This is a genomic window from Lysinibacillus sp. 38-6 (genome assembly GCF_046245175.1).
Classification (GTDB): Bacteria; Bacillota; Bacilli; order Bacillales_A; family Planococcaceae; genus Lysinibacillus.
In genome coordinates this window covers 4,020,433-4,045,808 of sequence record NZ_CP176417.1, presented here as the reverse complement: position 1 = coordinate 4,045,808, position 25,376 = coordinate 4,020,433, and the positions used below count along the sequence as shown (strand labels likewise).

Sequence of the window (25,376 nt, the reverse complement as noted above, 5' to 3'; positions counted from 1 at the left end):
TATGTACAGTTTAGTTTGTCGATTTTCGTATAATCTTAATAACTTTATATTTATGATAAATAAAAGAGACCATCTTCAAACGATGGTCTCTAATTTTGTATTACACTTGTCCGTTATTTCCATTACCGAATTGTTGTTGTCGATTAATGCGAATAACTTCTTTCCAAGTATCCCGAAATTCCGTCACTAAGCCTTCAACTTCTTCAATGATGTTGACATCTTTTTGAATATTCGCTTCAACTAAACGACGATTCATATATTCATAAAGAGCTAACATATTTTTTGACACTTCTATGTCCATATTAAGTGTTGCCATAAGCTCACTAATAATTGCTTGTGCTTTGATCAAATTAGTATTCTTTTCTTGAATATTATTATCTTGAATCGCAAGTTTAGCTTTATTTAAGAACTTTAAACATCCATTATAAAGCATCAATGTTAGTTCGCCAGGTGAAGCAGTTGTGACACTATTTTGTTTGTAAGCGTTTTGCGCTGTTAAATTTGCTGCCAATAAAGGACAACTCCTTTTAGATGTTACTTATTTACTATTTTAAACCATTAAATGAAGAAAAGCTAATAGAGAAATTAATTTTTCTTATCGTAATACATACCGTCCATAACACGGACATTGCCATATGGATTAAAATATTGCACTTCACTTTTTTTCGTTTTTTGAAGGTTTGCCATATCTTGCTTTACTGCGCTCATTACAGCAGCCAACCGCTCTTTAATGCCATTATCTAATTCAAGCAAGGTACGATGAACACGATTTTGTTCATCGTACTGAAAACCTTCTTGTTTTAATCTATTAATAATCGTTCCACGCTTGTCTAACATACTATTAATCGTAACCACATAGTCATCACGATCTTCCCCTTTTGGGATATCGCCCAATAATTTATAGAGATTCGCAGATGCCTGCAATAGTTGATTAGTTAGTTGCATAAACTTCCCCTACCTTGCTTCATTCAAAACTATTAAGAGCCTTGTGAGAACATACTCGATTGTGAATTGGCTTTATTAATTGCTTGTTCCATTGCCGTAAATTGCTTCCAATAACGCGCTTCAATAGTTTCAAGTTTGCTCTTCCATGTGTCAATGCGACTTTCTGTATCGATGAGGTTTTTACCTAATGTATATTGATTATCCGTCATTGAAGATCGTCCAGCTTTTTTCTCAATATTAATCTCTAATGTTTTCATTGACGAACGTAATTTTTGAAGATAACCTCTTGTATCAACAGTTTGACCATTGACAGTATCTTGTTCTTTACCTCCGCTATTTTTAAAGAGCTTTTCCACCGCATCAGGATCTTCTTCTAAAACCTTACGTAATTTTGTTTCATCAATTTCTAAAGTACCGCCATCATTATAGTTTTTAGTTGTTGTAATACCGATACTAAATAATGAATTATATTTTGAATCAATACCTGGATTAGATTGATACACTAATGACCGCATACTAGATAGCCCTTCTCGAATTAGAGTATCTCCACGTAGTAAACCACTCTTCGCTTTTTCTTCCCAGAGCTTAATTTCATTTTCGGACATCTCTTCTTTTTGCTCGCTAGTTAACGGTGTATAATCACGGTATTTACTTTCTTTTGTTTGATCAGTAAAATCTTTAATTAAACCGTTATAAGTAGTAACAAATTCTTTAATTTTATTTACCATATCATCAATATTTGTTGTCGCTGTCATTGTCACCGCTTGTGATTTCGGCGCTGCATTTACTTTAGTTTCATCTATCGTTTTACCACCATTGCCGTCATCTTTTAAAATACCGGCCGCAGTAGCATCTGCCGTTGCCGCATTTAGCGTACTTGTAGCTTCATTCAATCGAGTTTGCGCTGCTTTTTCTTCTGCATCCGCCGTTATAAACTCTGAACGTTTAATATTTTGATCTGCTAGGGCAGAAAATTTAGCTATTTCAGGTGATAGCTTATCCCAAGCTTTTTTTTGTTCTGGTGTTAAATCACCAACATTTTTAGTACCATCATGCAAACCTTTTATTAAAGCATCTCCAAGTTGACTATATTTTTGTTTTAAATCGTCATCTTGAGCTTTTTCTTGATAAGTTTTTAATGTTCCTTCATCCGTTGCAATTAATTTCGTTAAGTCATCTTTACTTAATGATTTTAAAGCATCTTTTACTTCTGTTGTAAAATTTTTATTCTCATCAATTTGTTGGTGGATTTCTGCAATTGACTTATTACTATCGTATGTCGAGCCAAAATCTTTTAGTGCACTAATCGCATCTTGATTAAAATCTTTTAGTTTTACTCCATACTTTGCATAATCAGCTTGAGCTTTAAAATCTGTTAATTGATCTTTATTTGAAACTAAAACATCGAGTGTTTTATCATCTAATTTCTTTAACTTTGCTTTGCTCTCATCACTTAAAGTGCTTCCATCTAGTTGATCTTTGATATCTTGTACTGATGTCCTATCTTTGATGAAATCTATTTCTTCAGTCGATAAATTTCCCCATGTATTACTTCCTAATTTGTTATATTGAAGTTGTTGTGAAATAGATAGCGATTTGCTAAACGCTGCAGCATAAGCTTGTTCATGTGCATCTGTGTAACTATTAATATCACTCGCACCATAAGCATCTTTTTTTGTAATAAGATTAGCTTGTTTGTCTTTTAAATAAGCTTCCGCATTTTTAAACTCTTCTACAGCAGCCTTATATTTATCTGAAAGTGTCTGAAGACCATTAAATGTCTCTTTTAACGTTACATTATAACCAGAAATCGTAAATGTATTTGATGTTCGTTCCGTGGCAATACCATTTACAGTGAAAATAGCATTTTTTCCTTCTGTAGTTTGGACTTTATCAGGGTCGCCAAATCCTAACTTAGCAAAAATGTCATTTTCACCAGTAATTTTGATTTCCTCATCGCCTTTAACATCACCCGTGTTTTTGGCAGTAAATGAGAAACGGCCATTTTCAAATACAGCATTAATCCCTGCATTACTAGAATTTACTTTACTAATAAACTGATTTACAGTCATATCTGAAGTTATTTCAATTTTTGTTGCTTCACTAGCTAATTGACCATTACTTTGAATTGCTTTAAATTCAATAGTACCCGTTGCCTTTAAATCAGACATTTTCGTCGTACCAACAGCATTTACTTGATCTCCGACTTTACGAGCAGCTGTAGCTAATTGAGAAACCCCTTCAATTGAAAGTGATCCAGCTGCACTTCCTGTTGCAATGGCAGATACTAAATTTGAATTAGAACTAGAGGCTGTTTTTGAAGTTATATTTTTTAAAATAAAATTATCAGCAATGTAAGTATCAAATGTTTTTAATTTCGTATTCACGCTACGATAGGCATCACGTTGCCACTCATATGTTTGTTTCTTTTGATATAACTTGTTTAAAGGTGCTTTTTCCGCAGTCATTAATTTTTTTACTAGAGCATCTATATCCATACCTGAGGCTAATCCGCCGACTCTATTTACCATTATAGTTTCCTCCAAATATACTTATATTTTCTCGTCTACAATCATCCCTAATAGCTTTTGCATCTCGTAAAATGCATCTAAAAGTTTTTTAGGGGGGATTTCTTTTACGACTTCTTCAGTTTGGGTATCAACAACTTGTACGAAATATCGATCTAGTCCGTCATGTAATACAAACTTAGAAGCATTATGATTAATTTGTAAAAACTCATTTACTGTGTCTACCACGCTTTGCAGCTTCTCTTTAGATATTTCTTGCCCCTCAGCTGTTGATATTTGTTGTTCTAGTTGCGATTGAGTTACTAACTGAGACTTACTAGTAGTCACCGTAGTTTCCTCTAAACTTGCTTTCTTAGAAAATGTCGATGACGTTGCAGTTCCTACTTCTGTAGTTTGACCTTGAGCTGCAATACGCATAATATGTAACCTCCTAAACATTTCTTATACTTATATTTAGTATCGGAAGTTTTTAGGAATGTTTCACCTTTTACGACAAACTACTTTAAAATACAAATTGCATTTACTAAATAAATAACTTTTGTGGAGGTTTACTCAAAAAAACCTCTAATCCAGTTATTATTTCTGAATCAGAGGCTCCTTTTTAAAAAATTATTTTGTTAATTGATTTAAATAAATTTGATTATTATTTACTTATCATAACAAACATATGACCCATCGTTGTATAACCTAACTCTACCATACCTTCTTTTACCTCTTGTAAATAAGAAGGGGTATGTTCGATAACCTTTGCAAGCTGTTGGACACATTCTATGAACATTTCTTGGGTTAATCGTTGTTGTTGAGCACCCATACCAATCAAATGCAACTTTATAAGCATAAAATTTGCAATTAGCATCATATAACTTTCAAATAAAGTTTTATAATCATAAGGAAACAGATTTTTAAATACATAATTTACAACATAATTTTCAAACATATATTCATTCTCTTTAATAAATGGTTCATATATATGACTATATGTTTCGTTATATTTTATAATAGTTTTTTCAATATCTTTAACCTCGTTTTCTTTATCATCTTCCAAAAGCAGACCTTCTATTAATTGATGAAGAATTTTTATATATTTCTCCGAATTAATACCACTTGTTATACGATATCGAATAAAAGCACGTGTTAAATTCAATTGAAAATTTAGGTTTCCTTTAATATTCTTTAATGATTCAATAAATTCATCATTATTTAAACGATTTAAATATTCTTGCATAATCCCCGGTAACTCACGTTCCAACTCATCTGCCTTTAATTTTTCAATTTTTTGTATAAATAGCCCTAGAATAATTAAACGAATTTCAATTGGTTGTTGGCGGCTTTGGAGAAGTTGAATTGTAAAAACCCTTAAGTCCCAAAAAAAAGGATGTTTTTCTAATACTAAATCCTTATTTATTTGACCACGTGTATCTTTCGGTTCTTCTGTTTCGATAAACCCTAAACCCTCTTTACGTAATAAAACTATTCTTGCAGCCTCTGGACAAGATAATGTTAAGCTCTTTTCTGTAACACTACCAACACGTGTGATATTTCTTGGATAAACAGCACAAGTATTACATAAAAATTCTTCACCTAATTCCTTATGAATACTACATAATCCATCATCTAACATCATATTACACTTTTTATTGTCATCTAAAATAAATTTTGCATAATTAGAGTCATCATGACCTTTACGATTTCTCTTCACATTTTCAAGTAATTTCTTCGACATATCCGGATGACGCACTTTTCGATATGTTTGATACATCTTCTTATCAACCATTATATTCCAACCTGCACAACAAGTATCTTCACAAGCACTGCCTATGCATTTAAAGTCATTTAAATATTCAGGTACTAATAAGGGTCTCATTTTTCCACATCCTTATATAATAATTTGTACATTTTTGATGTCCCTTTTCTATAAATCTTCAAATTTCAAAGGGGTACCTGTAATATAGTCTTTGCGAGCTTTCTTATTTATTACATGGTTAAAATATTTTGGCTGTAATCCATAACCAGGACGCACAATTTTAACATTTTCTTGTGTAAATATCTCGCCAGCCTTTATATCTTTGGATACATAAATTGAACGACGGAATTTTAGAGAAGCTTTTTCTTTTTCAGTTGGACCATATGTAACTTTTCCCATAGCTAACCAAGCTCGTTCTGTCTCTTCTACAAGCGCCTTCATTTCAGCTGGTTCCATTGAAAATGCTGCATCAACTCCACCATCAGCTCTGTCTAATGTAAAATGTTTTTCTATAACTGTTGCACCTAGTGCAACACTTGCTACGGCCACACCTATCCCGAGTGTATGGTCAGATAATCCGATTTGTACATCATCAAATAGCTGTTTCATATGTGGAATGGTTAAAATATTTGTATTTTCAGGTGTTGCAGGATATGTACTTGTACATTTTAATAATACTAAGTCTTTACAGCCTGCTTCTTTTGCTGTTCGTACTAATTCATCTAATTCCGCTAACGTTGCCATACCCGTGGATACGATCATTGGCTTACCAGTTGCAGCAACTTTTTTTATAAGCGGTAAATCCGTATTTTCAAAGGAAGCAATTTTATAGAGTGGAACTTCTAATTCCTCTAAAAAATCAACAGCTGTTTCATCAAATGGCGTACTAAAAGCAATCATTCCCAATTCCTTTGCACGATCAAAAATTGGTTTATGCCACTCCCAAGGTGTATATGCCTCGGTATATAAATCATATAGCTTCTTATCTTTCCATAAACTCTCAGAATCGCTAATCAAAAAGTCAGGTGAGTCTACATTAAGAGTTAATGTATCTGCTGTATATGTTTGTATTTTTAAAGCATGTGCTCCAGAAGCTGCAGCTGCTTCTACAATTTCTAATGCTCTATTTAGTGATTGATTATGATTCCCTGACATTTCAGCAATTATTAATGGTTTTGTTGAATTGCTTAATATTGAATTATCCATATTAATCCCTCATTTCTAGTAACTTAGATACAGGTGTATCCCAACCATTCACTAATAAATCATTATATCTTTCTCTATCTTTTTTATAATGAATACTTCCTTCTTTAATATTTTGTGAAATTGTTTTATAATCTCCAGACTTTATAGTTGTCCAATATTCAAAAAAAAGCTTTTCAATTTCATCTGTTAAAATATTATAACTTTGACGTAAAGTAAGTTCTCCTTTGAAAGAAACTTCTCTTTGAATAATTATATTTCCTGTATCAATACCCTCATCAATTAAATGAATTGTTACACCTTTTTTTGTATCTTCTATAAAACTCCAAAAATTTGGATCCGCTCCTCTATTCCAGGGCAAATACGATATGTGTAAATTTATTATTCTATTATGCAAATAATTAATAATATCTTTGGAAATAATATGTCTGTATCCGTAACTGATTACTATATCGAACTTATTTAATCTGACATATTCTAATGATATTTTTTCATCTGTTCTGTAAACTTCATCATTATTCTCCTGTATTCTTTTACAAAAAGCCTCACGATAAGGTCCTAAATATAATATTTTCAATAATCATTCGACCTCCTTTAAATAGAAAAACACTTCATGTTGGAAATCATATTATTAATTACCTTGTGTGATTTAAGCGTATTATCAACACTATTCTGTATATCATTAATCAAGATTTTCTTGCTCAGTCCTAAAAATAGACAAGCTCCTTTAATATGAGTTGCTTTTGCTATTTCAACTTGATTGTCGGCAACTGCAATTACAATTGTAGGTAGATGTAAAAATATTCTTTCCCAAGTCGTAGCCCCACCACCACCAATTGCTAAATCTGCTTGTGCCATTAATTCTGCAATATTATTCACTTGACAATGATAATAAGTATTTTCTATTTCATCACATAATTGTTTGATTTTTAATTTATTTGGATTAGAATTGCCTACAACTACATCTACAACTAATTTATATTTGTCTATAAGCGGTTTGATTGCCAATAGTACTTTCTCTGTTTCATTGGTTGGATCACTTCCACCAAAAAATATAAATAGACGTTCAATTTTACCATTAAAAGGTTTGACATGCTTTTTTGCATCTATAAATTCATCTCGTAATAAAGCATGGCTTGGCCCGAGTAACATTTCAGTGGAAGAAGGTACTAACCCTTCATACCTTGTTTCCAAATCTAAATAAAAATTTTGATCCAGTAATATATCACAATCATGTTTACGATTTGCTAAGTCATCTAAAACCATTATATTTTTAACAAATGGTCGAACTAATTGTTCCCATTTAATATCAATTGAATAATGATCAATAATCAGCTTTTTTACATTATATTGCTTTAAAATCTCAATTGTCTCATATGCATCTTTCTCCCAGTATTCTGCTACAAAGTTCCATAAAGCACCATCACAAAGAGGTAAAATATATACAACAAACCCTTGTTCTTTTATTAATGCTATACAATCCCCCTCTGCGTCTCTACAAATAAAAGCTATCCGGTGCCCTTCTTTTTTAAGCCTGTGCGCTAGTGTTAAACAACGCATCACATGGCCAGTGCCAATTTCAACTGAGGCATCCACTCTAATAAATGTATCCATACTATCACCTATAACTTCTTTTGTTCAATATGAGCGTTAATATAAAACCAATCTGGATTTGCTTCCATTAGTTTCACCGTATCGTATAAAGTAAATTGAGGATTTTCACTATAAAGATTTTCAATTATATTTTCTATTAACTGAAAATCTTCCTCTGTATCCACTGTCCATCGATATTTACTATAATCCATTTCATTTCGGACACCAGCTATTTTAAAAATGTCTGGATTCGTATAAAAATAAGCAGTTACATGCTCACGATCCCTTTCCATAACAGCTTCCTTATGTGCCTTTTCTAAAGCTGCAAACGTAAATACCTCTGTATCTAAACCTCTTGGATAAGTTCTATCAACCGTATTTGATACATAGTCAAAATTATTATCAATAAAGTACGTTATTGTTTTATTAACTACTTGCACATCGATTATTGGGCAATCAGAAGTAATTCGGACAATTGCATCTGCATTAAATCTTTTAGCTGTCTCATAATACCTAGCCAATACATCTTCTTCTGATCCTCTAAACCACAAAATATTATTTAATTTGCAAAACTCTACAATTACATCATCTTTTTCATCCGTGGTAGTTGCTATTACTATATCGCTGATGAAATTACTTTGCTGTAAACGTTCTAATTGATACGATAATAAAGGTCTGCCATTCACTTTTTTTAGAATTTTACCTGGTAGTCGCGTTGAACCCATCCTTGCTTGAATAATAGCTACGATTCTCATTTTTTCACCTTTTCTAATACCATAATCACTGAATCGATTACATACTTTACATCCGCATTCGTCATTTTCGGGAATAGTGGTAAGGTAATAATTGCTTCATATAGTTCTTCTGCTTTAGGCATAGACCCTTTAACATATCCTAACTCCTGATAATATGACAAAGTGTGTACGGGAATATAGTGTACATTCACACCAATATTTTGAGCTAATAATGCTTCAAAAATTTCTTTTCGAGTTACACTTATATTTTTAAGATTTAATTTAATAATATATAGATGCCAACTCGAATTACCATCTCCGTTCTGGATTGGTGTAAATAAACATTCATTATTCTTAAACGCTTGATTATATAGATGAGCAATTTCACGGCGACGTTCTACAAATTGATCTAACTTTCTAAGCTGACTAATCCCAAGAGCAGCTTGAATATCTGTCATTCGATAATTGAACCCTAAAAACTGCATATCATAATACCAAGGACCATCATTTTTGGAAAGCTTGCTTGCCTCTCTTGTTATACCATGAGAACGGAATTGTAACAGCTTCTTATAGAATAGTTCATTATTGGTTGTTATAATGCCACCCTCACCTGTAGTCACATGCTTTACAGGATGAAAACTGAACATTGTCATATCACTTAATGCACCAATTCTTTCACCTTTATATTCAGCTCCTAATGCGTGAGCCGCATCTTCGATGACGATTAAGTTATGTTTCTTCGCAATAGCATGGATTTCCGCCAACTGCACAGGTTGACCTGTAAAATGAACAGGGATAATCGCCTTTGTATTAGGTGTAATTTTCTTTTCAATTTCTAAAGGATCGATGTTATATGTATTTTCTATAATATCCGCAAACACTACTGTACCGCCTACATAACGTACACAATTTGCACTTGCAGCAAATGTAATTGGGGTAGTAATTACTTCATCTCCGTTACCAATACCCGCAGCAAAGCAAGCTCCGTGAAGTGCTGCTGTCCCATTTGCAAATGCAACAGCATATTTTGAACCCACGTATTCTGCAACATGATGTTCAAATACCGCTATTGTTGGTCCGGTTGTCAAAAAACTACCTTTTAATACATTCACCACAGCTTGTATATCTTCGTCATCTAACCATTGTTGTCCATACGGTAAATATGTATCTCGCATATTCTTCCACTCCCCGAAAGAAAAAATGCAGTCCGAGACTACATTTCTTCTACTAAATCTTTTAATTGTTCTATAGTTAACCATTCTGAATTATTATCACTTGTATATGCAAAGCCATCTGGTAAAGCTTTACCCCCATTTAATTGTTCATGAGTTAACCAAGCTAATTCAGGTTTAATTACATAGTAATCATTGAACTCTACTGTATGTCGGGCATCATCTTCCATAATCATCGCTTCATGAAGTTTCTCACCAGGACGAATTCCGATTACTTCTATTTCACAATCAGGACCAATTGCTTTTGCTAGATCTGTAACTTTCATACTTGGAATTTTCGGAACGAAAATTTCACCACCATACATACGCTCTAAATTATCTAATACGAATTGTACTCCCTTATCAAGGGTAATCCAAAAACGTGTCATACGCTCATCTGTAATAGGTAATTTACCTGTATCTTTAATCTTCTTAAAGAAAGGTACTACGCTACCACGACTACCTACTACGTTGCCATAGCGTACAACTGCAAAACGTGTTTTCTTTTCTCCTACATAAGCATTGGCAGCCACAAATAATTTATCAGATGCTAGTTTTGTTGCACCATATAAATTTACAGGGCTGCATGCCTTGTCTGTCGAAAGCGCAATAACCTTTTCTACTCCACGGTCAATAGCTGCTTCAATGATATTTTGAGCCCCATGAATATTTGTTTTTACCGCCTCAAATGGGTTATATTCACATGCATCTACATGTTTCATAGCAGCTGCGTGGATCACAATATCAACACCATCAAAGGCACGATATAACCTTTCTTTATCTCGTACATCACCAATAAAGAAGCGAATGCGTTCATCTTGGAAATCTTGCTTCATTTCATATTGCTTTAGCTCATCCCGACTAAAGACAATGATTTTTTTCACACCTAATGTAAGTGCTTTTCTGATAAACTTTTTACCAAAAGAGCCTGTTCCACCTGTTACTAAAATTGTTTTCCCATGTATATTATGCATAAAATTACTCCCTAATTATTACTATACTTTATTAATGAACTTGTAAAATCTTTAAGTTCATATTGCAAAATATCAGCACATAAATTATAATCATTTTTCCCCATAGCTTCTATTATTTCTTCTGATAATCTATTCATTTTATAAGTATCAAGAGAATTAACATAATTTAATTGATTTAATTTATCATTCACTTCTACTAACCACATTAATCCTTCTAATAAATCTATTAGATTTTGTTTAGCAACTTGATATTCTTCATTATATATTTGATTAATAATAATATCAGTGCCTGGCCCTAACTTATCAATATAACTATTATAACTTTCCATTGACTCTTTAATTACTTCTTCCATTTCAATATCTCCTATGCTATATAATCTATTTCTTTTTCAATTAATATTAATGAATTCTTTGAGACATTTAGCATTTCACCATACATATATTTATTTTGTTCAAATGAAATTTTAAATTTCTGTTCTCTTCTCAAAGTGTCATCTATTTTAAAATATTTAAATAACCTTAAGTTTATTAAATTAAATGCAAATTCAAGGCTAGTATCTTTAATTATTGTTTGAATTTGAGTATCAATTTCGTCTAATTTAACTATAGTGTAATCTTCATATTCTATTTCAGAATTATTTTTTTCTAGAAAGTTAAGAGCTTTCTCAAATAATTTAATTAACTCTTTTATATTTAAAACATCCTTAGTTAGTTCTTTCTTTAAAACTTTAGTTTGCGCTTCTGTACTTATATTACTTTCTTTTGTTATATGCACAGTTTCATTTGCAAATTTATTTAAAAAATTGGCAAATGAGACTTGAGTGAATGCATTTATTTTCAAACCACCTTCTGTACAATTATAAGATCTGTTAATAGCATTATTAGATTGTAATACGACTTCAAATATATCTCTCATTTGTAAAAAAACATTATCAGTTAATACCGGTTCACCAAAATAGCCTTCTCTCTCAATTAGTTTTCTAGAAAATTCACTTTCATCTAGAATATTCTTTTTGTTCAAGTTTCCATCAGCATGTGTTAAACCACTCGTATATGCTAAATCTTGGCCTATCATTGCTACAGGTCCTGTTGTCATTAATAGTGCTAAATTATATGCATAGTTTGCAACAGAACTTCCATCCATAATAATATCAATATCATTCTTAGAAAACCTTGAATAATGGTATTTTAAATCAGATTCTATTAAAGGTAAGAAATAATATCCATCTTTAAATTTTTGACGTATACCATAATGGACAGTTGGACAATATATTATTGGGAAATCTTCAATATGTAAGTTCTCAAAATGATTGCGATTTATTTCTCCACCATCTACCGAAATAACAAAATCAGGCCTAATTGTATTCTTTAATAATGAATTTATAGTAGTACCTGCTGCTATTAAAATAAATTTATCTCTATATTTTTTTAATAAGGGTAATTGTTTGGTTAGTGATGGACCACCTGATGCAATTACAATAGGACAATTAAATTTGTTAAACAATTTACCTACTGGTTTATCACTAATTGCATATTTTAAATTTTTTATATAATTCTCATGCCATTGACTTGAGAAAAACTGTATTGTGTTCTCAACAATTTCGTTAGACTTAACTTTTTCTTCCAGCATTATTAATATTAACTTCAAATTTTCTTTTAATACTTTGTCATAATTGATTGAAATAATTATATTTAACGAATCGACTACCGATATATGTTCATTAAAAAAATTTTTAAGTGCGGTTTCATTTATTTCTTTTAAAAGAATTAAGTCTTTGATACCATCAATTAAATTAATTTCATTCACCAATGGATCAATTATAATAATTTTTTCTTCGGGTGATTTTTTTTTAACTAATTCCCTATATATATACCCTAAACCATAACCTATTAATAGTTGGACATCTGCAGGTTTATATTTTTTCTCAACAAAACTCTCCGCTTCTTTCTCGGGATTATACCTACTATGCAAATATACTCCCTTATAATTAATGGTTGGTAATTTTACTTTAGATTCTTCTATACTGATTATATCCATAAGCTCTCACCTCTTATATTCTATTTATCGACTAGAATAGTGATAAATCAAGTTTACATATTGAAATTAGTAGTATAAATCGATTTAAAATTCTAAAGATATGTATGTATATTAGAGTTATTTATTTCTTTCAAAAAATACCAATTTCTTCAATTCCACCTAAAAAAAACTAGTCAGTAAATTAATTACCGACTAGTTTTTGAAATTTATATTACTATAAATTATCTGAAATTCAATTATTGTAATAATTGTAAAACACCTTGTGGTTGTTGGTTAGCTTGAGCTAGCATAGATTGTGCAGCTTGCATTAAGATATTGTTCTTAGTGAAGCCCATCATTTCTTTTGCCATATCTGTATCACGGATACGTGATTCAGCAGCAGTTAAGTTTTCAGAAGCAGCACCTAAGTTGTTGATTGTGTGCTCTAAACGGTTTTGTACAGCACCTAAGCCAGAACGTGTTTTAGAAACTGTGTTAATTGCAGCGTCAATAGATGCAATTGCTTTTGAAGCAGCTGTACCTTTATCAACTTTTACAGTTGCAGTTGAAACAGCTAATTTAGTTGCTGTCATTGTAGAAATTTTTAGATTAATTGTTTGGCCTGTATTTGCACCAATTTGGAATGTTAAACCATTTGTGCTTTGAGAACCGTTTAATAATTTTTTGTTGTTAAACTCAGTTTGGTTTGCAATACGTGTAATTTCTGCTTGAAGTTGTGCTACTTCATCGTTTAAGTTAGAACGGTCATTAGTAGCTTCATCGTTTGTATCGTTACGAGATTGAACTGCTAATTCACGCATACGTTGTAAAATTGAGTGTGTTTCGTTAAGAGCACCCTCAGCAGTTTGGATTAAAGAAATTGAGTCTTGAGAGTTTTTAGTAGCCATATCAAGACCACGGATTTGACCGCGCATTTTTTCAGAGATTGCTAAACCAGCAGCGTCATCGCCAGCACGGTTGATTTTGTAACCAGAAGATAATTTCTCAAGGTTTTTTGAAGCTTCAGTGTTGTTGAAAGCTAGGTTACGGTGTGTGTTTAAAGCTGAAATGTTGTGTTGAATTCTCATTTGGAATTCCTCCTTGAATGTTTGTTTTGTTATTCCACGTCCGTGTGGAATATTGTTGGTTTAGGTTGTATATATTTACTACCCTTACCTTACAATCTATATATCGTTAGTAGTTGGAAAAGTTTAATAGTTTTTTAAAAGTTTTTTTATTTTTTTATGTAATAAATTCATAGTTACTTTTTTATTTTTTCTTTAGTTGCTCTAAAAAGCTGGAAGATGAAGCAAGGGCTTCTTTATTTTGTGCTTGAATGGCTTCAAAAACTTCGGAACGATGTACTTTTACTGTTTTTGGGGCAACTATCCCAAGTTTAATTTGCTCGCCTTCGACTGCTAATATTTTTATTTCGATTTGGTCGCCTATCATAATAGACTCATCTTTTTTGCGTGAAAGTACTAGCATTATTTCGCACTTCCTTCCAATGGTTGCATTGGATAGCGTAGAGGAAAGGCTTTATTGTCTTGGAGTACGATTTGTTTGCCTCGTTTTTTTGCTATATTTAAAATTACAGGTGCTAATAAGTTAATCGTAGATTCTTGGAAAGTTTCCTTCATTGTGACAATAGCGTACGGCAGCACATCTTCTTCCTTTTCAATCTGTAATTGTTCGCGATCCTCTTCGCTAATATCAAAGCTATAATCTTTTTTGAATGCAAAAGGATAGGCAACGACAAAGCCAATTTCCACATGCTGAATAGATTGTAATAATGCAAGCGGCAGGTCAGCATCGATTGGTAGCAATACAAATTCTCTTTCTTCCTCTAATCCTAGTAAGCCATGTTCAAATGTTAGGATATCCTGTTCAGCAATTTCGACTTCCCCTAAAAATTTCGTAGCAATTTTCATTTTCCATGCACTCCTTTAGACGATAACATCAATGTCAACATCTGGTCTTTGTATCATTGTACCAGTTACTTTTCCTGGTGTGTATTCATGAATTGGTTTGTTCACTTGGGCGTCAATTATTGGTTCTCTCCGTTGAATATTGACGTCTGTTGTACCTGGTGTGTAGTCAATTTTCACTGAGCCGACAGATGGCACAAATTTCACATTAAATTGTACACGGTGGGGGCCATGGTTTTGTTTGGCGATATTTTGAATCGTTGCTCTTCCTTGGTCTTTACCTGCCCCTTCCATCATTTGTCGACCTTCTCTTGCTCTGCGTGCCATGCCCTTCATTGCTTCTTGTTTACCTTTTTCCGCATAGTTGGCACTTGATTCTAGTGGTCCAATTAAGCCTAAATCACGCCTTGCTTGGGACGAATCAATTTTTAGCACACTGTTTGTAGTATTGATTTCAAGTATTGCGGCAGGCTGTTCAATATGCTGTGTGGCTCTTGGCTGTTTAATATATTGCTGTGGCTTAGAAATATTAAGGTCAATTTGTGCATCTGTTGTACGAATTTGAATTTGTGGGAGTCTCATATACACTTCTCCTTTCAAGAAAAGCGTCTGAACAAAATGTTCAAACGCTTAAATTCATTAATAGGAATTCACTCGTATTTATCGAATAAAATCGACTAAAGATTGTTGGATAATTTTCGCCCCAACAGACAACGCTGCCTGATGGATGGATTCCGATGTTACCATTTCTGTAATAGCTTTTGAATAGTCAACGTCTTCGTTATTCGATAATTGCTTCGTTACGCTTACTTCACGAATAGATAAACGGTTCTCCATCAGTTCTACACGGTTTTGACGTGCCCCAACATCAGCTTGCGCTTCGAGAATTTTATTGTGTACCGTAGTAATATCATCTTTAGTACTCGTACTAGTTAAACCACCTAATTCTGAGCTGATTTCATCACTTGTCGCTAGAGGAACTCTGTTCGGATCTAATAAACCCGAAATTTTACTCATCATATCATCTACACTTTTAAATAAAGCACTGCCAGCAGTGTTTACTGTCATTTGAATTCCATCATATACTTCGATTTTTACATCTTCATTATTAACATTTGCCGTATTAATTGCACCATTTAAAAATAGCGGTTGCCCTGTCTTTGTACCACTGAAAATGTAACGGTCTCCGACTTTCGTGTTTGCTACATCTTGCAGTTGTTTTTGAATTTGGTCAATTTCAGATTTAATCTTCGCACGTTCATCTGGAGTATTTGTATCGTTCGCCGCTTGAATAACAAGCTCACGTACTCTTTTCATCTGTTCGCCTACTTGATTTAATGATTCGTCAGATGTATCTAGCCAGTTGTTGACTTCATTCATGTTACGTGAGTATTGTTCAACTTGTCCTAAATCACGTCGGTAGCCCATCCCTTTAACTGCTACTACTGGGTCATCTGAAGGTCTTGTTATTTTAGAGCCTGAAGTAATTTGGTCTTGTAGCTTTGACATTTTTCCATAGCTATTGTTTAAGTTCAGAAGCATGTTATTCGATAACATGGATTGTGTTACGCGCATGGTTGTAAAAGCTCCTTCCTTTAGTCATAGTTCATTAGTTTTTATTTAAATTCCTGCACGGCCCATACCGTTAATGATTTTGTCTAATGTTTCATCGATTACGGTAATCATACGTGCGTTGGCGTTATATGCTTGTTGGAAAGTAATCATATTCGTCATTTCTTCATCAAGCGAAACAGAAGAGATGGATGAACGGTTGTTGCCAATTGTCACAAGCAATGTTTCAGACGTTGCGTTTAATCGCGCTGCTTCTTCTCCATCGACACCAAGCTTGCCAATAATTCCTTGATAGAATGAGTTAAATGTTGCGCCGTCTAAATTCGCTTGAACTTTTGACTGGATATTGGAAAGTTCAAGTGCCCATTTGCCGTTCCCTTCTTCGTTCGCGCCGGTAGATGCAGCTAATTTAGAGGAATCTTTTAAAAGCTCATTATTCACTTTAATATTACCTGCTGTTATTTTCCCAGAATTATCAGTTGTTTCAAAAAAGTCTAAAGTGCTTTGAACACCCGTGAAATCAAACCCTTGTTTATGCATCGCATTAAATACATTAGCAAATTCAGCTGCAAGTTTGTCAAGGCTAGCCATTGTTTCTGGATAATAGCCCTTCACATTACCGGCTCCATCTTGATAGCCATAAGAGTTGATTAACGATAATAATTTACCTTTGCCTGGTTCTAGTTGGTTATATGTAATCGTGCCATTATCTGTCGTACCTGAGCCAGTAACTTGTATATTATTAAAAACATTTGTTAAATCATTGCCATCAATTTGTGCATTACCATTCACTGAAACACTTGCAGCATCTCGGCCATTCACTAGCTTAATAGGTGTCGCTCCGTCATATGGTTTAAAGATAATCGTTACGCTACCTTCAGCCACACTTGAGGCAAGCCCTCCTGTAGGCACACGTTCAACGGAAACTGGGATGTAACTATTTAATTCATCGATCAACACATCGCGTGCATCGTATAAATCATTCGGTACATGGCCATTTGGCTCCACTTCTTGCACTTGCTTATTAATGGCAGCAATTTGCTTTAGTAATGAATTGATACGATTTGTTGACACATTAATTTCATTACCTAAGTTACCTTGAATTGTTTTTAATTGCGTATCCATATAGTTAAAGGATTCAGCTAGGTGGTTCGCTCGCTCGATTGCCACTTTGCGTGATGCCGCGTTTTCTGGCGTTGCACTGACATCTTGCAGCCCTTTCCATAGCTGTTCTAATGCTGCGTTTAAACCGTATTGAGACGGTTCGTCCATAATATCTTCCATTTGAGAAATAGCGTTTGAACGAGATTCCCAATAACCAAGCTTATTCGTTTCTTGACGGTATTGACGGTCCACAAATTCATCGCGAATACGTTGTATGGAACCAGCTTCTACCCCTGTTCCTAGATGCCCAGGGTAAGTTGGCGTGTTTAAGCCTGCCGTTGGAAAACCTGGTGTAGCTTGCATGTTTACGCGTTGACGGGAGAAGCCAAGTGTATTGGCGTTTGAAATATTATGACCTGTTGTATATAAAGCAGATTGTTGTGTAAATAAACCTTTTCTACTTGTTTCTAAGCCCATAAATGTTGAGCGCATCTTTTTTCCTCCTTTTAGGAACGTGATAAAAATTATGCTTGAGAATCAAAGTACGATTTTTTTGCGATCGTATTCGTACCGCGTACTTCATGACCAGAGTAATTAATTTGCTCTGGTCGCGGACGAAGCGCGTCTAATGTAAGATTGACGAATTGCAATGATTGGAATACTAATTTTTGATTGAGTTCGTTTTGTTTGCGTAAATCATTAATGAGGATCATTAATCGATTGCGAACAGCTGAAAGTGTTTCTTTTTCAGTAGTTTGTTCAGCAGCCTCGATGACATCAGCGACAGTCATTTTGTCAGTGGAAGCAACTCCTTTTGCTCCAAGGTATTCGGCTACCTGTATCTGACGCTGTTGCTCAAGCTTATCGATGGCCGCTACATGCGCTTGCTCATCCTTGAGCATTTGGTCTAGTGCTTCCATATCGCCAGCTTTAATAATTTCAGTTTTTTTAAAGGCTAGTTCGAGTAAGCTTTTATGCATTCTCTCTAGCTTTGTTAATGTTGAACAAATCGTCTCTACAGACATTTTGCTAAGCACCCTTTCTGTTTTCACCTAGAAACGATAATATTTCAGCATATCTTCAGCAACTTTACGCGCATTGACTTTGTATTCACCAGAATCAATATCTGCCTTTAGTTGTTGTACGCGTTCTGCACGTTCAGTACTGTACGTTGTGACACCCTGCATTTCCTGTGCTGCTTTTGAAATTTCGATTTTGTCAGCAAATGACGCTTTGTTATCGCTAGATTTGACATTGCGTACTTGATTTTTATAGGCGTTAACAGCATTAACACCATACGATGTAATCTTCATGTTCATCCCCCTGTCTTAAAAGCTTATCTTACTATTATTTCGGATTGTCTCCAACAATGTTAAGTTTTCAAATATAAAAAAGTGTGCTAATTTTGTTTAAAATTAACACACTTTCGCTTACCAGCCATTTGTAAGGTGTAAAATCGTTATTTTTTGCGGTCAGCATGGTAGGTTACTTTATCACGTTGTTCAACGCTCTCGCGGAATTCCTTAGCCGCTTCAAATGTACGAAGGTCTGATTTTAATTCATCTTGGCATTTCGTACATAGTTTGCCCTTCGTTGTTAAATGACCACAGTTATCACACGGATAGCCTAAGTTCGGGAACATTGCCGGTTGCAAACGACCTTTACGCACCCATTTATATAATAGTTCTTCTTCAGCTCCAGTTGCTTCCACAATGCGTTCTACTGTTGCGGCACGATTTTCACGCTTGCGTAAAAAACGATAGACGATTTGATACAGCTCTTCTTCTGATTGTGCGCATTTATGACATACGTCTCTGACCCCTGTATAATTAAAAAACTCATTACATTTTGGACAATTTCGAACCTCAGCCATCTATTCTTCCTCCTCTTGCAAGATCACTATCTAATTATACGTATCTTAAAACCGTAATCTATTATACATGATGTTTTAGCATTTTCATCCATTAATTAATGTGAAGGTTCGAACACTTTGGGCACCCGCTTCTAGTAAAACCTGTTGGGCATGCCGTAATGTTGTCCCTGTAGTCTCTATATCGTCAAAAAGCAAGTAATCTTTACGCTCAACTTGCTTATCGGGCAATAATCGAAAAAGTGGAGCCGATTGTAAGCGCTGTGCTCTATTTTTTGAACTTTGTGTTTCCGTTGTTGTTTTTTCTAATAGCTGTGTATAAGGAATCTTGGCCGCTTTTAACAGTTCCTCCGTATGTGAAAATGTACGCTCTTGTTGCTTCTGTGGATGCATAGGAATTGGGATAATCGTTGCTGTTTGGTGTTTTAGTTGCGCATGGATTTCCTGCCGAAATACTTTAGCCAGTGCTACGTCTTGGAGAAATTTATATTGATGCAAATAGGTTTTCATCGCGTCGTTATATTGGTAAAGTGCTGTCGGCATAGATGAACGTTCGAATTGTGCTGAACATTTATCACAAATGCATGATGGGAAGTGGCTAAATAAAAGGGATTTCCAGCTCGGGACTAGGTGCAAAGGCTGTGCACATAATAAACAAAACATTTCTGTTTTCTTCATTGTGAGAACCCTATTTTATTGTTATAAATGATTGTTTCCCGAGCTTCGTCCATAGCGAGCGTCACGCCATGATGGAAGAACACGACGTCTCCATCAGCATACGCTTCATGTCGCCCAACTCGTCCTGCAATTTGTATTAACGCGCTTGCTGTAAAAATCGTTGATTCTGCCCCAACAACTGCAACTTGAATATTTTTAAGCGTAATCCCTCTTTCTAAAATGGTCGTTGTGAGTAATCCCGGAATTTCTTCATTGCGCAACTGTAGTACTTTTTGTTTTCTATCGGAGTCATCAGCATGAACGGCTAATATATGGTCGTGTAGCTTTTGAAACAGTGGTGTTGCCATTTTCAGCAATTCTATTTTCGGTACAAATATTAGAAACGGTTCATTTTTAGCAAGTCGCTCTTCTGTCCATTCTTTTAGTTTCCGAGGAAGCTTACCTCGCTGCAGGCTTTTCTCATAGCCCCAGAGCGAACTGAAACGTGGCACTGGTAAAGGCTTGTTATGATATCTTTTAGGAATAAATGATCGATGTTTAAAGTCATTGAGTAATGTTTGAGTAGGTGTAGCTGTCATAAAGTAAATGGGGGCTTGTGCCGTTTTAGCTTTTTGCACGGCACTTGCTAATGTTTTATCGAATGAATAAGGGAATGCATCCGCTTCATCGATAATCATGACATCAAATGCTTGTTCAAATCGATATAGCTGATGTGTCGTCGCCAATACGAGTTGTGCATAGCCGTCTTGCTTTGGCGCCCCACTATAGTAAGCATGAATGATTGTTTGTGGAAAAACTTTTTGAAAGCGTGGAAATAACTCTAACACGACATCTGTTCGAGGCGCCGCAATGCAAACTCGTAAACCTTTTTCTAAGGCATAATGTACAGATTGGAATAATAGCTCTGTTTTTCCCGCCCCACAAACTGCAGAAATCAAATGGGATCTACACACTTTAACACTCTCTAGTAGTTCATCGGCAGTCTGCTGTTGAAGTTCCGTCAACTGGCCTGTCCATTGAAGTGGATGCTGTCTTTTTCTGTATGCTTTAGGACCTCTCCATATCATTAATTGTGAACAGCTGCTCACTCTACCCATGCTTAGACAATGTCTACAATAGACACATTGCCGCTGACATTTCGAACAATCAAACAGCGTAAAGAACTGAGGCTTGTCATTATGGCACCGATTGCATTTCAATCGTGGTGTTGTTTGAATACCTTCTATTATATGAAGATATTTTCTAGCAATGGCACGCTGTATATCTTGTTTTGCAAATGCTGTATGCTCCCGTAACCAAATTCGTCCTTCATGAAAATCTCGCATGGCAGGTGGCAAGAGCCATCCTTTATATTTCATATGAACTTTCTCCTTTCTTATTCGTGATTGTGGTGTGTGCTGCTGGGGTTGCTGTGATGCTTTAAATTGATTCTGGCAAGGGATGCTGTGATTTTGCCGGGTTCAGTATCGGGTTTGCCCAGGAATTCTGCGGCGGGGTGCCAAGGTATTGTGGCGCTACACACTGGTTTGGTGGCGATTTACACGGGTTTTGTGGCGATTCGCACCGGCTTTGTGGCGATTCTCACGGGTATTGTGGTGATTTGCACCGGCTTTGTGGCGATTCCGCGGCCTTATCGGCGATTCACGGGCTTCTATCGGCGATTTACACGGGTTTATCGGCGATTCACGGGCTTCTTCCGGCGATTGCCACGGGTTTATCGGCGATTCACGAGGTTCTACCGGCGTTTTAACTGGGTGTAGCACCCCTTTCTACGTGGTCTTCACGATTACTGCGTTTCTCCTGAGTTTAGTGGCGATTTCCCACAGTTTCCTGGCGAATCGATCGGGTTTCGTGGCGATTCCGCGAGTTTTACTGGCGATTGCCACGGGCTTATCGGCGATTCACGGGGTTCTACCGGCGATTGCCACGGTTTTATCGGCGATTCATGGGGTTCTATCGGCGATTGCCACGGGTTTACCGGCGATTCACGAGGTTCTATCGGCGTTTTGACCGGGTGTAGCACCCCTTTCTACTTGGTCTGCACGATTATTGGCGTTTCTCCTGAGTTTTGTGGCGATTTATCACAGTTTACTGGCGTTTTGCCAGGGTTTTGTGGCGTTTCTCATGAGCTTTGTGGCGTTTCCACGAGTTTTACTGGCGATTTACGCAGGCTTACCTGCGATTCACACAGTTTCATCCGCGATTCACGGGGTTTTATCGGCGATTGCCACGGGCTTATCGGCGATTCACGGGGTTCTACCGGCGATTGCCACGGTTTTATCGGCGATTCATGGGGTTCTATCGGCGATTGCCACGGGTTTACCGGCGATTCACGAGGTTCTACCGGCGATTCACTCGGATTTAGCACTCCTATCTACGAGGTCTGCACGATTACTGGCGTTTTCCACGAGTTTTGTGGCGATTCCGCGAGTTTTACTGGCGTTTCACGCAGGCTTTCCCGCGATTCACACAGTTTCACCCGCGATTCACGGGCTTCTATCGGCGTTTTGACCGGGTGTAGCACCCCTTTCTACGTGGTCTTCACGATTATTGGCGTTTCTCCTAAGTTTTGTGGCGATTTATCACAGTTTACTGGCGTTTTGCCAGGGTTTTGTGGCGTTTCCCATAAGCTTTGTGGCGTTTCCACGAGTTTTACTGGTGATTCGCACGGTCTTACCCGCGATTCGCGCAGCCTTACCCGCGATTTGCTCAGTCTCTCCCGCGTTTCGCACTATCTCTCCTGCGATTCCCATAGTTTTACCCGCGGTTCCAACTTCACCGTGCCCATCACTATTGGGGTCACCTCTATAAAAACAACAAAAAAGTCCCTACAACAAGTTGTAGAGACTTTTTTATACTATTTTTTTGTCCAGCCTAGGCCCATGGCGCCTTCGCCTAAGTGTGTGCCGATTACTGGTCCGAAGTAGCTTAGTTTAAAGTTTACGTTCGGGTAAGTTTCAGCGAGCTGTAGTAACCACTCTTCAGCTTCTTTTTCACAGTTGCCGTGAATGACTACAGCATCCATGTTGTCATACTTGTTCGCATCTTCAGCTAATAATTCTTCTGCACGTTTTAAAGCTTTTTTACGTGTGCGGATTTTTTCGAATGGTACGATGACCTTGTCCACAAAATGTAAGACAGGCTTAACTTGTAATAAGCCGCCGATTAAAGCCGCTGCTGAAGATAGACGTCCTCCCCGTTGTAAATGCGCTAAGTCGTCTACAATGAAGTAAGCACGAATATATTGCTTCATGTCCGCTAATGCTGCTAGTATTTCTTGTGCCGAACAGCCTTGTGCCGCCATTTCAGCTGCTCGTAAAACATAAAAACCTTGAACAGCACAAGAAATCTCGCTGTCGAATGCGTACACATCAATACCTTCCACCATTTCTCCTGCTTGGACCGCACCTTGATATGTACCACTTATACCACTCGATAAATGAATGGAAATTACTTCGTCATAATCCGTTGCTAGCTCTTCAAATAGCGCAACGAATTCACCAATTGGTGGTTGTGTTGTTTTAGGGAATTCTTTTGCCCCTCGTACTTTATCATAAAACGCAGATGCAGTAATATCTACTTCCTCTGCGAATAACTCACCTGAAATATTTACACTTAACGGAATCATACGTATGTTTAAGCGTGCGCGTTCTTCTGGCGTAATGTATGCAGTACTATCTGTTACGATTGCCGTCCTCATTCATGTCCACTCTCCTATGTTTCAAGTTTACCTTAAAAAGAAATGAATGTGAATTGAATTACGCCATAACGTAATTGCATCAGGACACAAGGTCACCCCAGGACGTCCGCTTCACATTCATCATCTATGTATGGAAAAGGGGATGACTTCCCCTTTATTAATTGCCTGTGCTCGATTTCGAATCATCACTAATGTAAAAGACGCTCGTTACTTTCCACTTTTCGCCTTCTTTCACAAAGACCGTTACTTGTCGTCCGGCACTTTCGTGTTCGACATTCGTCTTAAGTTGGAGAGAGTGTGTTGTCATATTAGCAAATACTTGGGCTTCTTGATTGTCATACTTCGCTATCGTGACATTTGACACATCGCGTTTCGTATCGGATTGATCAAATACTTCTTCTACTAATTCTTTATCTTCATCATAATTAAAGCCTTTTGGGGTTTTTGATAGCGTGTTCAAATAACGATTAATGTCTTTATCATTGAATGCGGCAATATATTCATTAAACGCCGCTAAAATTGCTTTTTCCTCATTAGCTGGTACATTCGTCGCTTTTTGGACTTCTCCGCCCATCATTTCATAGCCTACTGTTCCATCTTCAATTACTTTTTCTCGCTCTTTTACCGTTGCATCATCTTCTTTATTGCTACATGCAGTTAACACTAATAAAGTTAACACTGCCAGAATACTTTTCTTTAACATCATAAAACCTCCCGCGCAATATTGTAGCATATAAATGCTTTAGTAGGAATTTTGTTGCGCTTTTTCAACATTTAGGTGCTTTTCATTGTTATGACGTCCATCCAATAAAAATGTTGCGCAATAAAAAAACTGCCTTAAAAACTACTTTTTTTGTTAAAGTAGCTTTTAAAAACAGCCTTCATTTCACTACTATGCAGTTATCGTACTTCTACCCAACCATTTTTGATAGCTGTTACAACGGCTTGTGTACGGTCGTTTACGTTCATTTTTTGTAAAATGCTTGAAACGTGGTTTTTAACCGTTTTTTCCGAAATAAACAGTGTCTCACCGATTGTACGGTTAGATTGGCCGTCTGTTAATAGTTGTAATACTTCACATTCACGTTTTGTAAGTAAATGGAATGGACGACGAATCTCTGTTTGATGGAAGTTTCCTTTGTTTTCATGCTCAGAAAGGCGACGGAATTCTGCTACTAAATTTTTCGTTACTTTTGGATGTAAGTAAGAACCGCCATTTGCCACGACTTTAATTGCTTCTACGATTTCGTCTGCATCCATTTCTTTTAGCATATAGCCAAGTGCACCTGATTTTAGTGCGTGTGTTACGTATGTTTCATCATCATGAATTGATAGCATGATTACTTTTGCATCTGGATATTCTGCAATTAAATCAGCTGTTGCTTCTACACCATTTTTACCTGGCATGTTGATATCCATTAAAACAACATCTGGTTGATTTTCTGCGTATAAATTTACTACATCTGTGCCATCGTCACCTTCTGCAATTACATCAAACGTATCTTCAAAATCTAAGATGCGTTTAACCCCTTCTCGGAATAGCTGGTGATCGTCTACAATAATAATCTTCGTCAT

27 protein-coding genes are annotated in these 25,376 nt (G+C 35.9%); all 27 read right to left on the bottom strand.

The window, feature by feature from the left end; genetic code table 11:
• Positions 1 to 100: 100 nt before the first annotated feature.
• On the bottom strand, positions 101 to 511 hold the full coding sequence (fliS, locus tag ACKVEV_RS20310; protein WP_409368025.1) for a flagellar export chaperone FliS: 411 nt from the start codon (positions 509 to 511) through the stop codon (positions 101 to 103).
• 74 nt (positions 512 to 585) lie between these two features.
• The gene (locus ACKVEV_RS20305; RefSeq protein WP_409368023.1) at positions 586 to 945 is read right to left on the bottom strand and encodes a flagellar protein FliT; all 360 of its coding nucleotides are present in this window, start codon (positions 943 to 945) and stop codon (positions 586 to 588) included.
• A gap of 32 nt (positions 946 to 977) precedes the next feature.
• The gene (fliD, locus tag ACKVEV_RS20300) at positions 978 to 3,476 is read right to left on the bottom strand and encodes a flagellar filament capping protein FliD (RefSeq protein WP_409368022.1); all 2,499 of its coding nucleotides are present in this window, start codon (positions 3,474 to 3,476) and stop codon (positions 978 to 980) included.
• A 21-nt stretch (positions 3,477 to 3,497) separates the two neighbouring features.
• Positions 3,498 to 3,890 (bottom strand): flagellar protein FlaG, encoded by a 393-nt coding sequence (gene flaG / locus ACKVEV_RS20295; RefSeq protein WP_409368021.1) that lies wholly within the window; start codon positions 3,888 to 3,890, stop codon positions 3,498 to 3,500.
• A gap of 226 nt (positions 3,891 to 4,116) precedes the next feature.
• Positions 4,117 to 5,337, bottom strand: coding sequence for a flagellin lysine-N-methylase (gene fliB / locus ACKVEV_RS20290; RefSeq protein WP_409368020.1), 1,221 nt, complete (start codon positions 5,335 to 5,337; stop codon positions 4,117 to 4,119).
• 48 nt (positions 5,338 to 5,385) lie between these two features.
• Positions 5,386 to 6,423 (bottom strand): pseudaminic acid synthase, encoded by a 1,038-nt coding sequence (pseI, locus tag ACKVEV_RS20285; protein ID WP_409368019.1) that lies wholly within the window; start codon positions 6,421 to 6,423, stop codon positions 5,386 to 5,388.
• Position 6,424: 1 nt separating this feature from the next.
• Positions 6,425 to 6,997, bottom strand: coding sequence for a formyltransferase family protein (locus tag ACKVEV_RS20280; RefSeq protein WP_409368018.1), 573 nt, complete (start codon positions 6,995 to 6,997; stop codon positions 6,425 to 6,427).
• Between the two features lie 17 nt (positions 6,998 to 7,014).
• Positions 7,015 to 8,034 carry a UDP-2,4-diacetamido-2,4,6-trideoxy-beta-L-altropyranose hydrolase gene (gene pseG, locus ACKVEV_RS20275; RefSeq protein WP_409368016.1) on the bottom strand — a complete coding sequence of 340 codons (1,020 nt, stop codon included), beginning with the start codon at positions 8,032 to 8,034 and terminating at the stop codon, positions 7,015 to 7,017.
• 8 nt (positions 8,035 to 8,042) lie between these two features.
• Positions 8,043 to 8,768, bottom strand: coding sequence for a cytidylyltransferase domain-containing protein (locus tag ACKVEV_RS20270; RefSeq protein WP_409368014.1), 726 nt, complete (start codon positions 8,766 to 8,768; stop codon positions 8,043 to 8,045).
• Positions 8,765 to 9,922: a UDP-4-amino-4,6-dideoxy-N-acetyl-beta-L-altrosamine transaminase gene (pseC, locus tag ACKVEV_RS20265; protein WP_409368013.1), complete on the bottom strand. Its 1,158-nt coding sequence runs from the start codon at positions 9,920 to 9,922 to the stop codon at positions 8,765 to 8,767. Before pseC ends, ACKVEV_RS20270 begins: the two co-directional genes overlap by 4 nt.
• A gap of 38 nt (positions 9,923 to 9,960) precedes the next feature.
• Positions 9,961 to 10,932, bottom strand: a complete 972-nt coding sequence (gene pseB / locus ACKVEV_RS20260) for a UDP-N-acetylglucosamine 4,6-dehydratase (inverting) (RefSeq protein ID WP_409368012.1) — start codon at positions 10,930 to 10,932, stop codon at positions 9,961 to 9,963.
• Between the two features lie 11 nt (positions 10,933 to 10,943).
• A complete protein-coding gene (locus ACKVEV_RS20255; RefSeq protein WP_409368011.1) occupies positions 10,944 to 11,285 on the bottom strand; it encodes a hypothetical protein in 342 nt (113 codons plus the stop codon).
• Between the two features lie 11 nt (positions 11,286 to 11,296).
• Positions 11,297 to 12,970 carry a motility associated factor glycosyltransferase family protein gene (locus ACKVEV_RS20250; RefSeq protein ID WP_409368010.1) on the bottom strand — a complete coding sequence of 558 codons (1,674 nt, stop codon included), beginning with the start codon at positions 12,968 to 12,970 and terminating at the stop codon, positions 11,297 to 11,299.
• A gap of 236 nt (positions 12,971 to 13,206) precedes the next feature.
• Positions 13,207 to 14,037: a flagellin Hag gene (hag, locus tag ACKVEV_RS20245; RefSeq protein ID WP_409368009.1), complete on the bottom strand. Its 831-nt coding sequence runs from the start codon at positions 14,035 to 14,037 to the stop codon at positions 13,207 to 13,209.
• 181 nt (positions 14,038 to 14,218) lie between these two features.
• Entirely contained in the window at positions 14,219 to 14,437 is a 219-nt protein-coding gene (gene csrA, locus ACKVEV_RS20240; RefSeq protein ID WP_409368008.1) for a carbon storage regulator CsrA, read from the bottom strand.
• A complete protein-coding gene (fliW, locus tag ACKVEV_RS20235) occupies positions 14,437 to 14,880 on the bottom strand; it encodes a flagellar assembly protein FliW (RefSeq protein WP_409368007.1) in 444 nt (147 codons plus the stop codon). Before fliW ends, csrA begins: the two co-directional genes overlap by 1 nt.
• Before the next feature lie 15 nt (positions 14,881 to 14,895).
• Positions 14,896 to 15,459, bottom strand: a complete 564-nt coding sequence (locus ACKVEV_RS20230; protein WP_409368006.1) for a DUF6470 family protein — start codon at positions 15,457 to 15,459, stop codon at positions 14,896 to 14,898.
• Positions 15,460 to 15,537: 78 nt separating this feature from the next.
• Positions 15,538 to 16,452, bottom strand: coding sequence for a flagellar hook-associated protein FlgL (gene flgL, locus ACKVEV_RS20225; protein ID WP_409368005.1), 915 nt, complete (start codon positions 16,450 to 16,452; stop codon positions 15,538 to 15,540).
• Between the two features lie 45 nt (positions 16,453 to 16,497).
• The gene (gene flgK, locus ACKVEV_RS20220) at positions 16,498 to 18,045 is read right to left on the bottom strand and encodes a flagellar hook-associated protein FlgK (RefSeq protein WP_409368004.1); all 1,548 of its coding nucleotides are present in this window, start codon (positions 18,043 to 18,045) and stop codon (positions 16,498 to 16,500) included.
• A gap of 32 nt (positions 18,046 to 18,077) precedes the next feature.
• Complete coding sequence (locus tag ACKVEV_RS20215; RefSeq protein WP_409368003.1) at positions 18,078 to 18,578, bottom strand: flagellar protein FlgN; 501 nt, start codon at positions 18,576 to 18,578, stop codon at positions 18,078 to 18,080.
• Positions 18,579 to 18,605: 27 nt separating this feature from the next.
• On the bottom strand, positions 18,606 to 18,866 hold the full coding sequence (gene flgM, locus ACKVEV_RS20210; protein WP_402928243.1) for a flagellar biosynthesis anti-sigma factor FlgM: 261 nt from the start codon (positions 18,864 to 18,866) through the stop codon (positions 18,606 to 18,608).
• A 146-nt stretch (positions 18,867 to 19,012) separates the two neighbouring features.
• Complete coding sequence (locus ACKVEV_RS20205) at positions 19,013 to 19,426, bottom strand: TIGR03826 family flagellar region protein (protein ID WP_402928244.1); 414 nt, start codon at positions 19,424 to 19,426, stop codon at positions 19,013 to 19,015.
• Positions 19,427 to 19,510: 84 nt separating this feature from the next.
• Entirely contained in the window at positions 19,511 to 20,101 is a 591-nt protein-coding gene (locus ACKVEV_RS20200; RefSeq protein WP_409368002.1) for a ComF family protein, read from the bottom strand.
• Positions 20,098 to 21,459, bottom strand: coding sequence for a DEAD/DEAH box helicase (locus ACKVEV_RS20195; RefSeq protein WP_409368001.1), 1,362 nt, complete (start codon positions 21,457 to 21,459; stop codon positions 20,098 to 20,100). The genes ACKVEV_RS20200 and ACKVEV_RS20195 overlap by 4 nt, the downstream gene beginning before the upstream one ends.
• Before the next feature lie 1,499 nt (positions 21,460 to 22,958).
• Complete coding sequence (locus ACKVEV_RS20190) at positions 22,959 to 23,801, bottom strand: DegV family protein (protein ID WP_409368000.1); 843 nt, start codon at positions 23,799 to 23,801, stop codon at positions 22,959 to 22,961.
• Between the two features lie 157 nt (positions 23,802 to 23,958).
• Positions 23,959 to 24,507 carry a nuclear transport factor 2 family protein gene (locus ACKVEV_RS20185; RefSeq protein ID WP_409367999.1) on the bottom strand — a complete coding sequence of 183 codons (549 nt, stop codon included), beginning with the start codon at positions 24,505 to 24,507 and terminating at the stop codon, positions 23,959 to 23,961.
• Positions 24,508 to 24,701: 194 nt separating this feature from the next.
• Positions 24,702 to 25,376 (bottom strand): response regulator transcription factor, encoded by a 675-nt coding sequence (locus tag ACKVEV_RS20180; protein ID WP_340820895.1) that lies wholly within the window; start codon positions 25,374 to 25,376, stop codon positions 24,702 to 24,704.

Bases quoted from the DNA above. Each gene is read 5' to 3' on its own strand.
- ACKVEV_RS20305 (WP_409368023.1), bottom strand. From the start codon at position 945: ATGCAACTAACTAATCAACTATTGCAGGCATCTGCGAATCTCTATAAA.
- fliD (WP_409368022.1), bottom strand. From the start codon at position 3,476: ATGGTAAATAGAGTCGGCGGATTAGCCTCAGGTATGGATATAGATGCT.
- flaG (WP_409368021.1), bottom strand. From the start codon at position 3,890: ATGCGTATTGCAGCTCAAGGTCAAACTACAGAAGTAGGAACTGCAACG.
- fliB (WP_409368020.1), bottom strand. From the start codon at position 5,337: ATGAGACCCTTATTAGTACCTGAATATTTAAATGACTTTAAATGCATA.
- pseI (WP_409368019.1), bottom strand. From the start codon at position 6,423: ATGGATAATTCAATATTAAGCAATTCAACAAAACCATTAATAATTGCT.
- pseG (WP_409368016.1), bottom strand. From the start codon at position 8,034: ATGGATACATTTATTAGAGTGGATGCCTCAGTTGAAATTGGCACTGGC.
- ACKVEV_RS20270 (WP_409368014.1), bottom strand. From the start codon at position 8,768: ATGAGAATCGTAGCTATTATTCAAGCAAGGATGGGTTCAACGCGACTA.
- pseC (WP_409368013.1), bottom strand. From the start codon at position 9,922: ATGCGAGATACATATTTACCGTATGGACAACAATGGTTAGATGACGAA.
- pseB (WP_409368012.1), bottom strand. From the start codon at position 10,932: ATGCATAATATACATGGGAAAACAATTTTAGTAACAGGTGGAACAGGC.
- ACKVEV_RS20255 (WP_409368011.1), bottom strand. From the start codon at position 11,285: ATGGAAGAAGTAATTAAAGAGTCAATGGAAAGTTATAATAGTTATATT.
- ACKVEV_RS20250 (WP_409368010.1), bottom strand. From the start codon at position 12,970: ATGGATATAATCAGTATAGAAGAATCTAAAGTAAAATTACCAACCATT.
- hag (WP_409368009.1), bottom strand. From the start codon at position 14,037: ATGAGAATTCAACACAACATTTCAGCTTTAAACACACACCGTAACCTA.
- csrA (WP_409368008.1), bottom strand. From the start codon at position 14,437: ATGCTAGTACTTTCACGCAAAAAAGATGAGTCTATTATGATAGGCGAC.
- fliW (WP_409368007.1), bottom strand. From the start codon at position 14,880: ATGAAAATTGCTACGAAATTTTTAGGGGAAGTCGAAATTGCTGAACAG.
- ACKVEV_RS20230 (WP_409368006.1), bottom strand. From the start codon at position 15,459: ATGAGACTCCCACAAATTCAAATTCGTACAACAGATGCACAAATTGAC.
- flgL (WP_409368005.1), bottom strand. From the start codon at position 16,452: ATGCGCGTAACACAATCCATGTTATCGAATAACATGCTTCTGAACTTA.
- flgK (WP_409368004.1), bottom strand. From the start codon at position 18,045: ATGCGCTCAACATTTATGGGCTTAGAAACAAGTAGAAAAGGTTTATTT.
- ACKVEV_RS20215 (WP_409368003.1), bottom strand. From the start codon at position 18,578: ATGTCTGTAGAGACGATTTGTTCAACATTAACAAAGCTAGAGAGAATG.
- flgM (WP_402928243.1), bottom strand. From the start codon at position 18,866: ATGAAGATTACATCGTATGGTGTTAATGCTGTTAACGCCTATAAAAAT.
- ACKVEV_RS20205 (WP_402928244.1), bottom strand. From the start codon at position 19,426: ATGGCTGAGGTTCGAAATTGTCCAAAATGTAATGAGTTTTTTAATTAT.
- ACKVEV_RS20200 (WP_409368002.1), bottom strand. From the start codon at position 20,101: ATGAAGAAAACAGAAATGTTTTGTTTATTATGTGCACAGCCTTTGCAC.
- ACKVEV_RS20195 (WP_409368001.1), bottom strand. From the start codon at position 21,459: ATGAAATATAAAGGATGGCTCTTGCCACCTGCCATGCGAGATTTTCAT.
- ACKVEV_RS20190 (WP_409368000.1), bottom strand. From the start codon at position 23,801: ATGAGGACGGCAATCGTAACAGATAGTACTGCATACATTACGCCAGAA.
- ACKVEV_RS20185 (WP_409367999.1), bottom strand. From the start codon at position 24,507: ATGATGTTAAAGAAAAGTATTCTGGCAGTGTTAACTTTATTAGTGTTA.
- ACKVEV_RS20180 (WP_340820895.1), bottom strand. From the start codon at position 25,376: ATGACGAAGATTATTATTGTAGACGATCACCAGCTATTCCGAGAAGGG.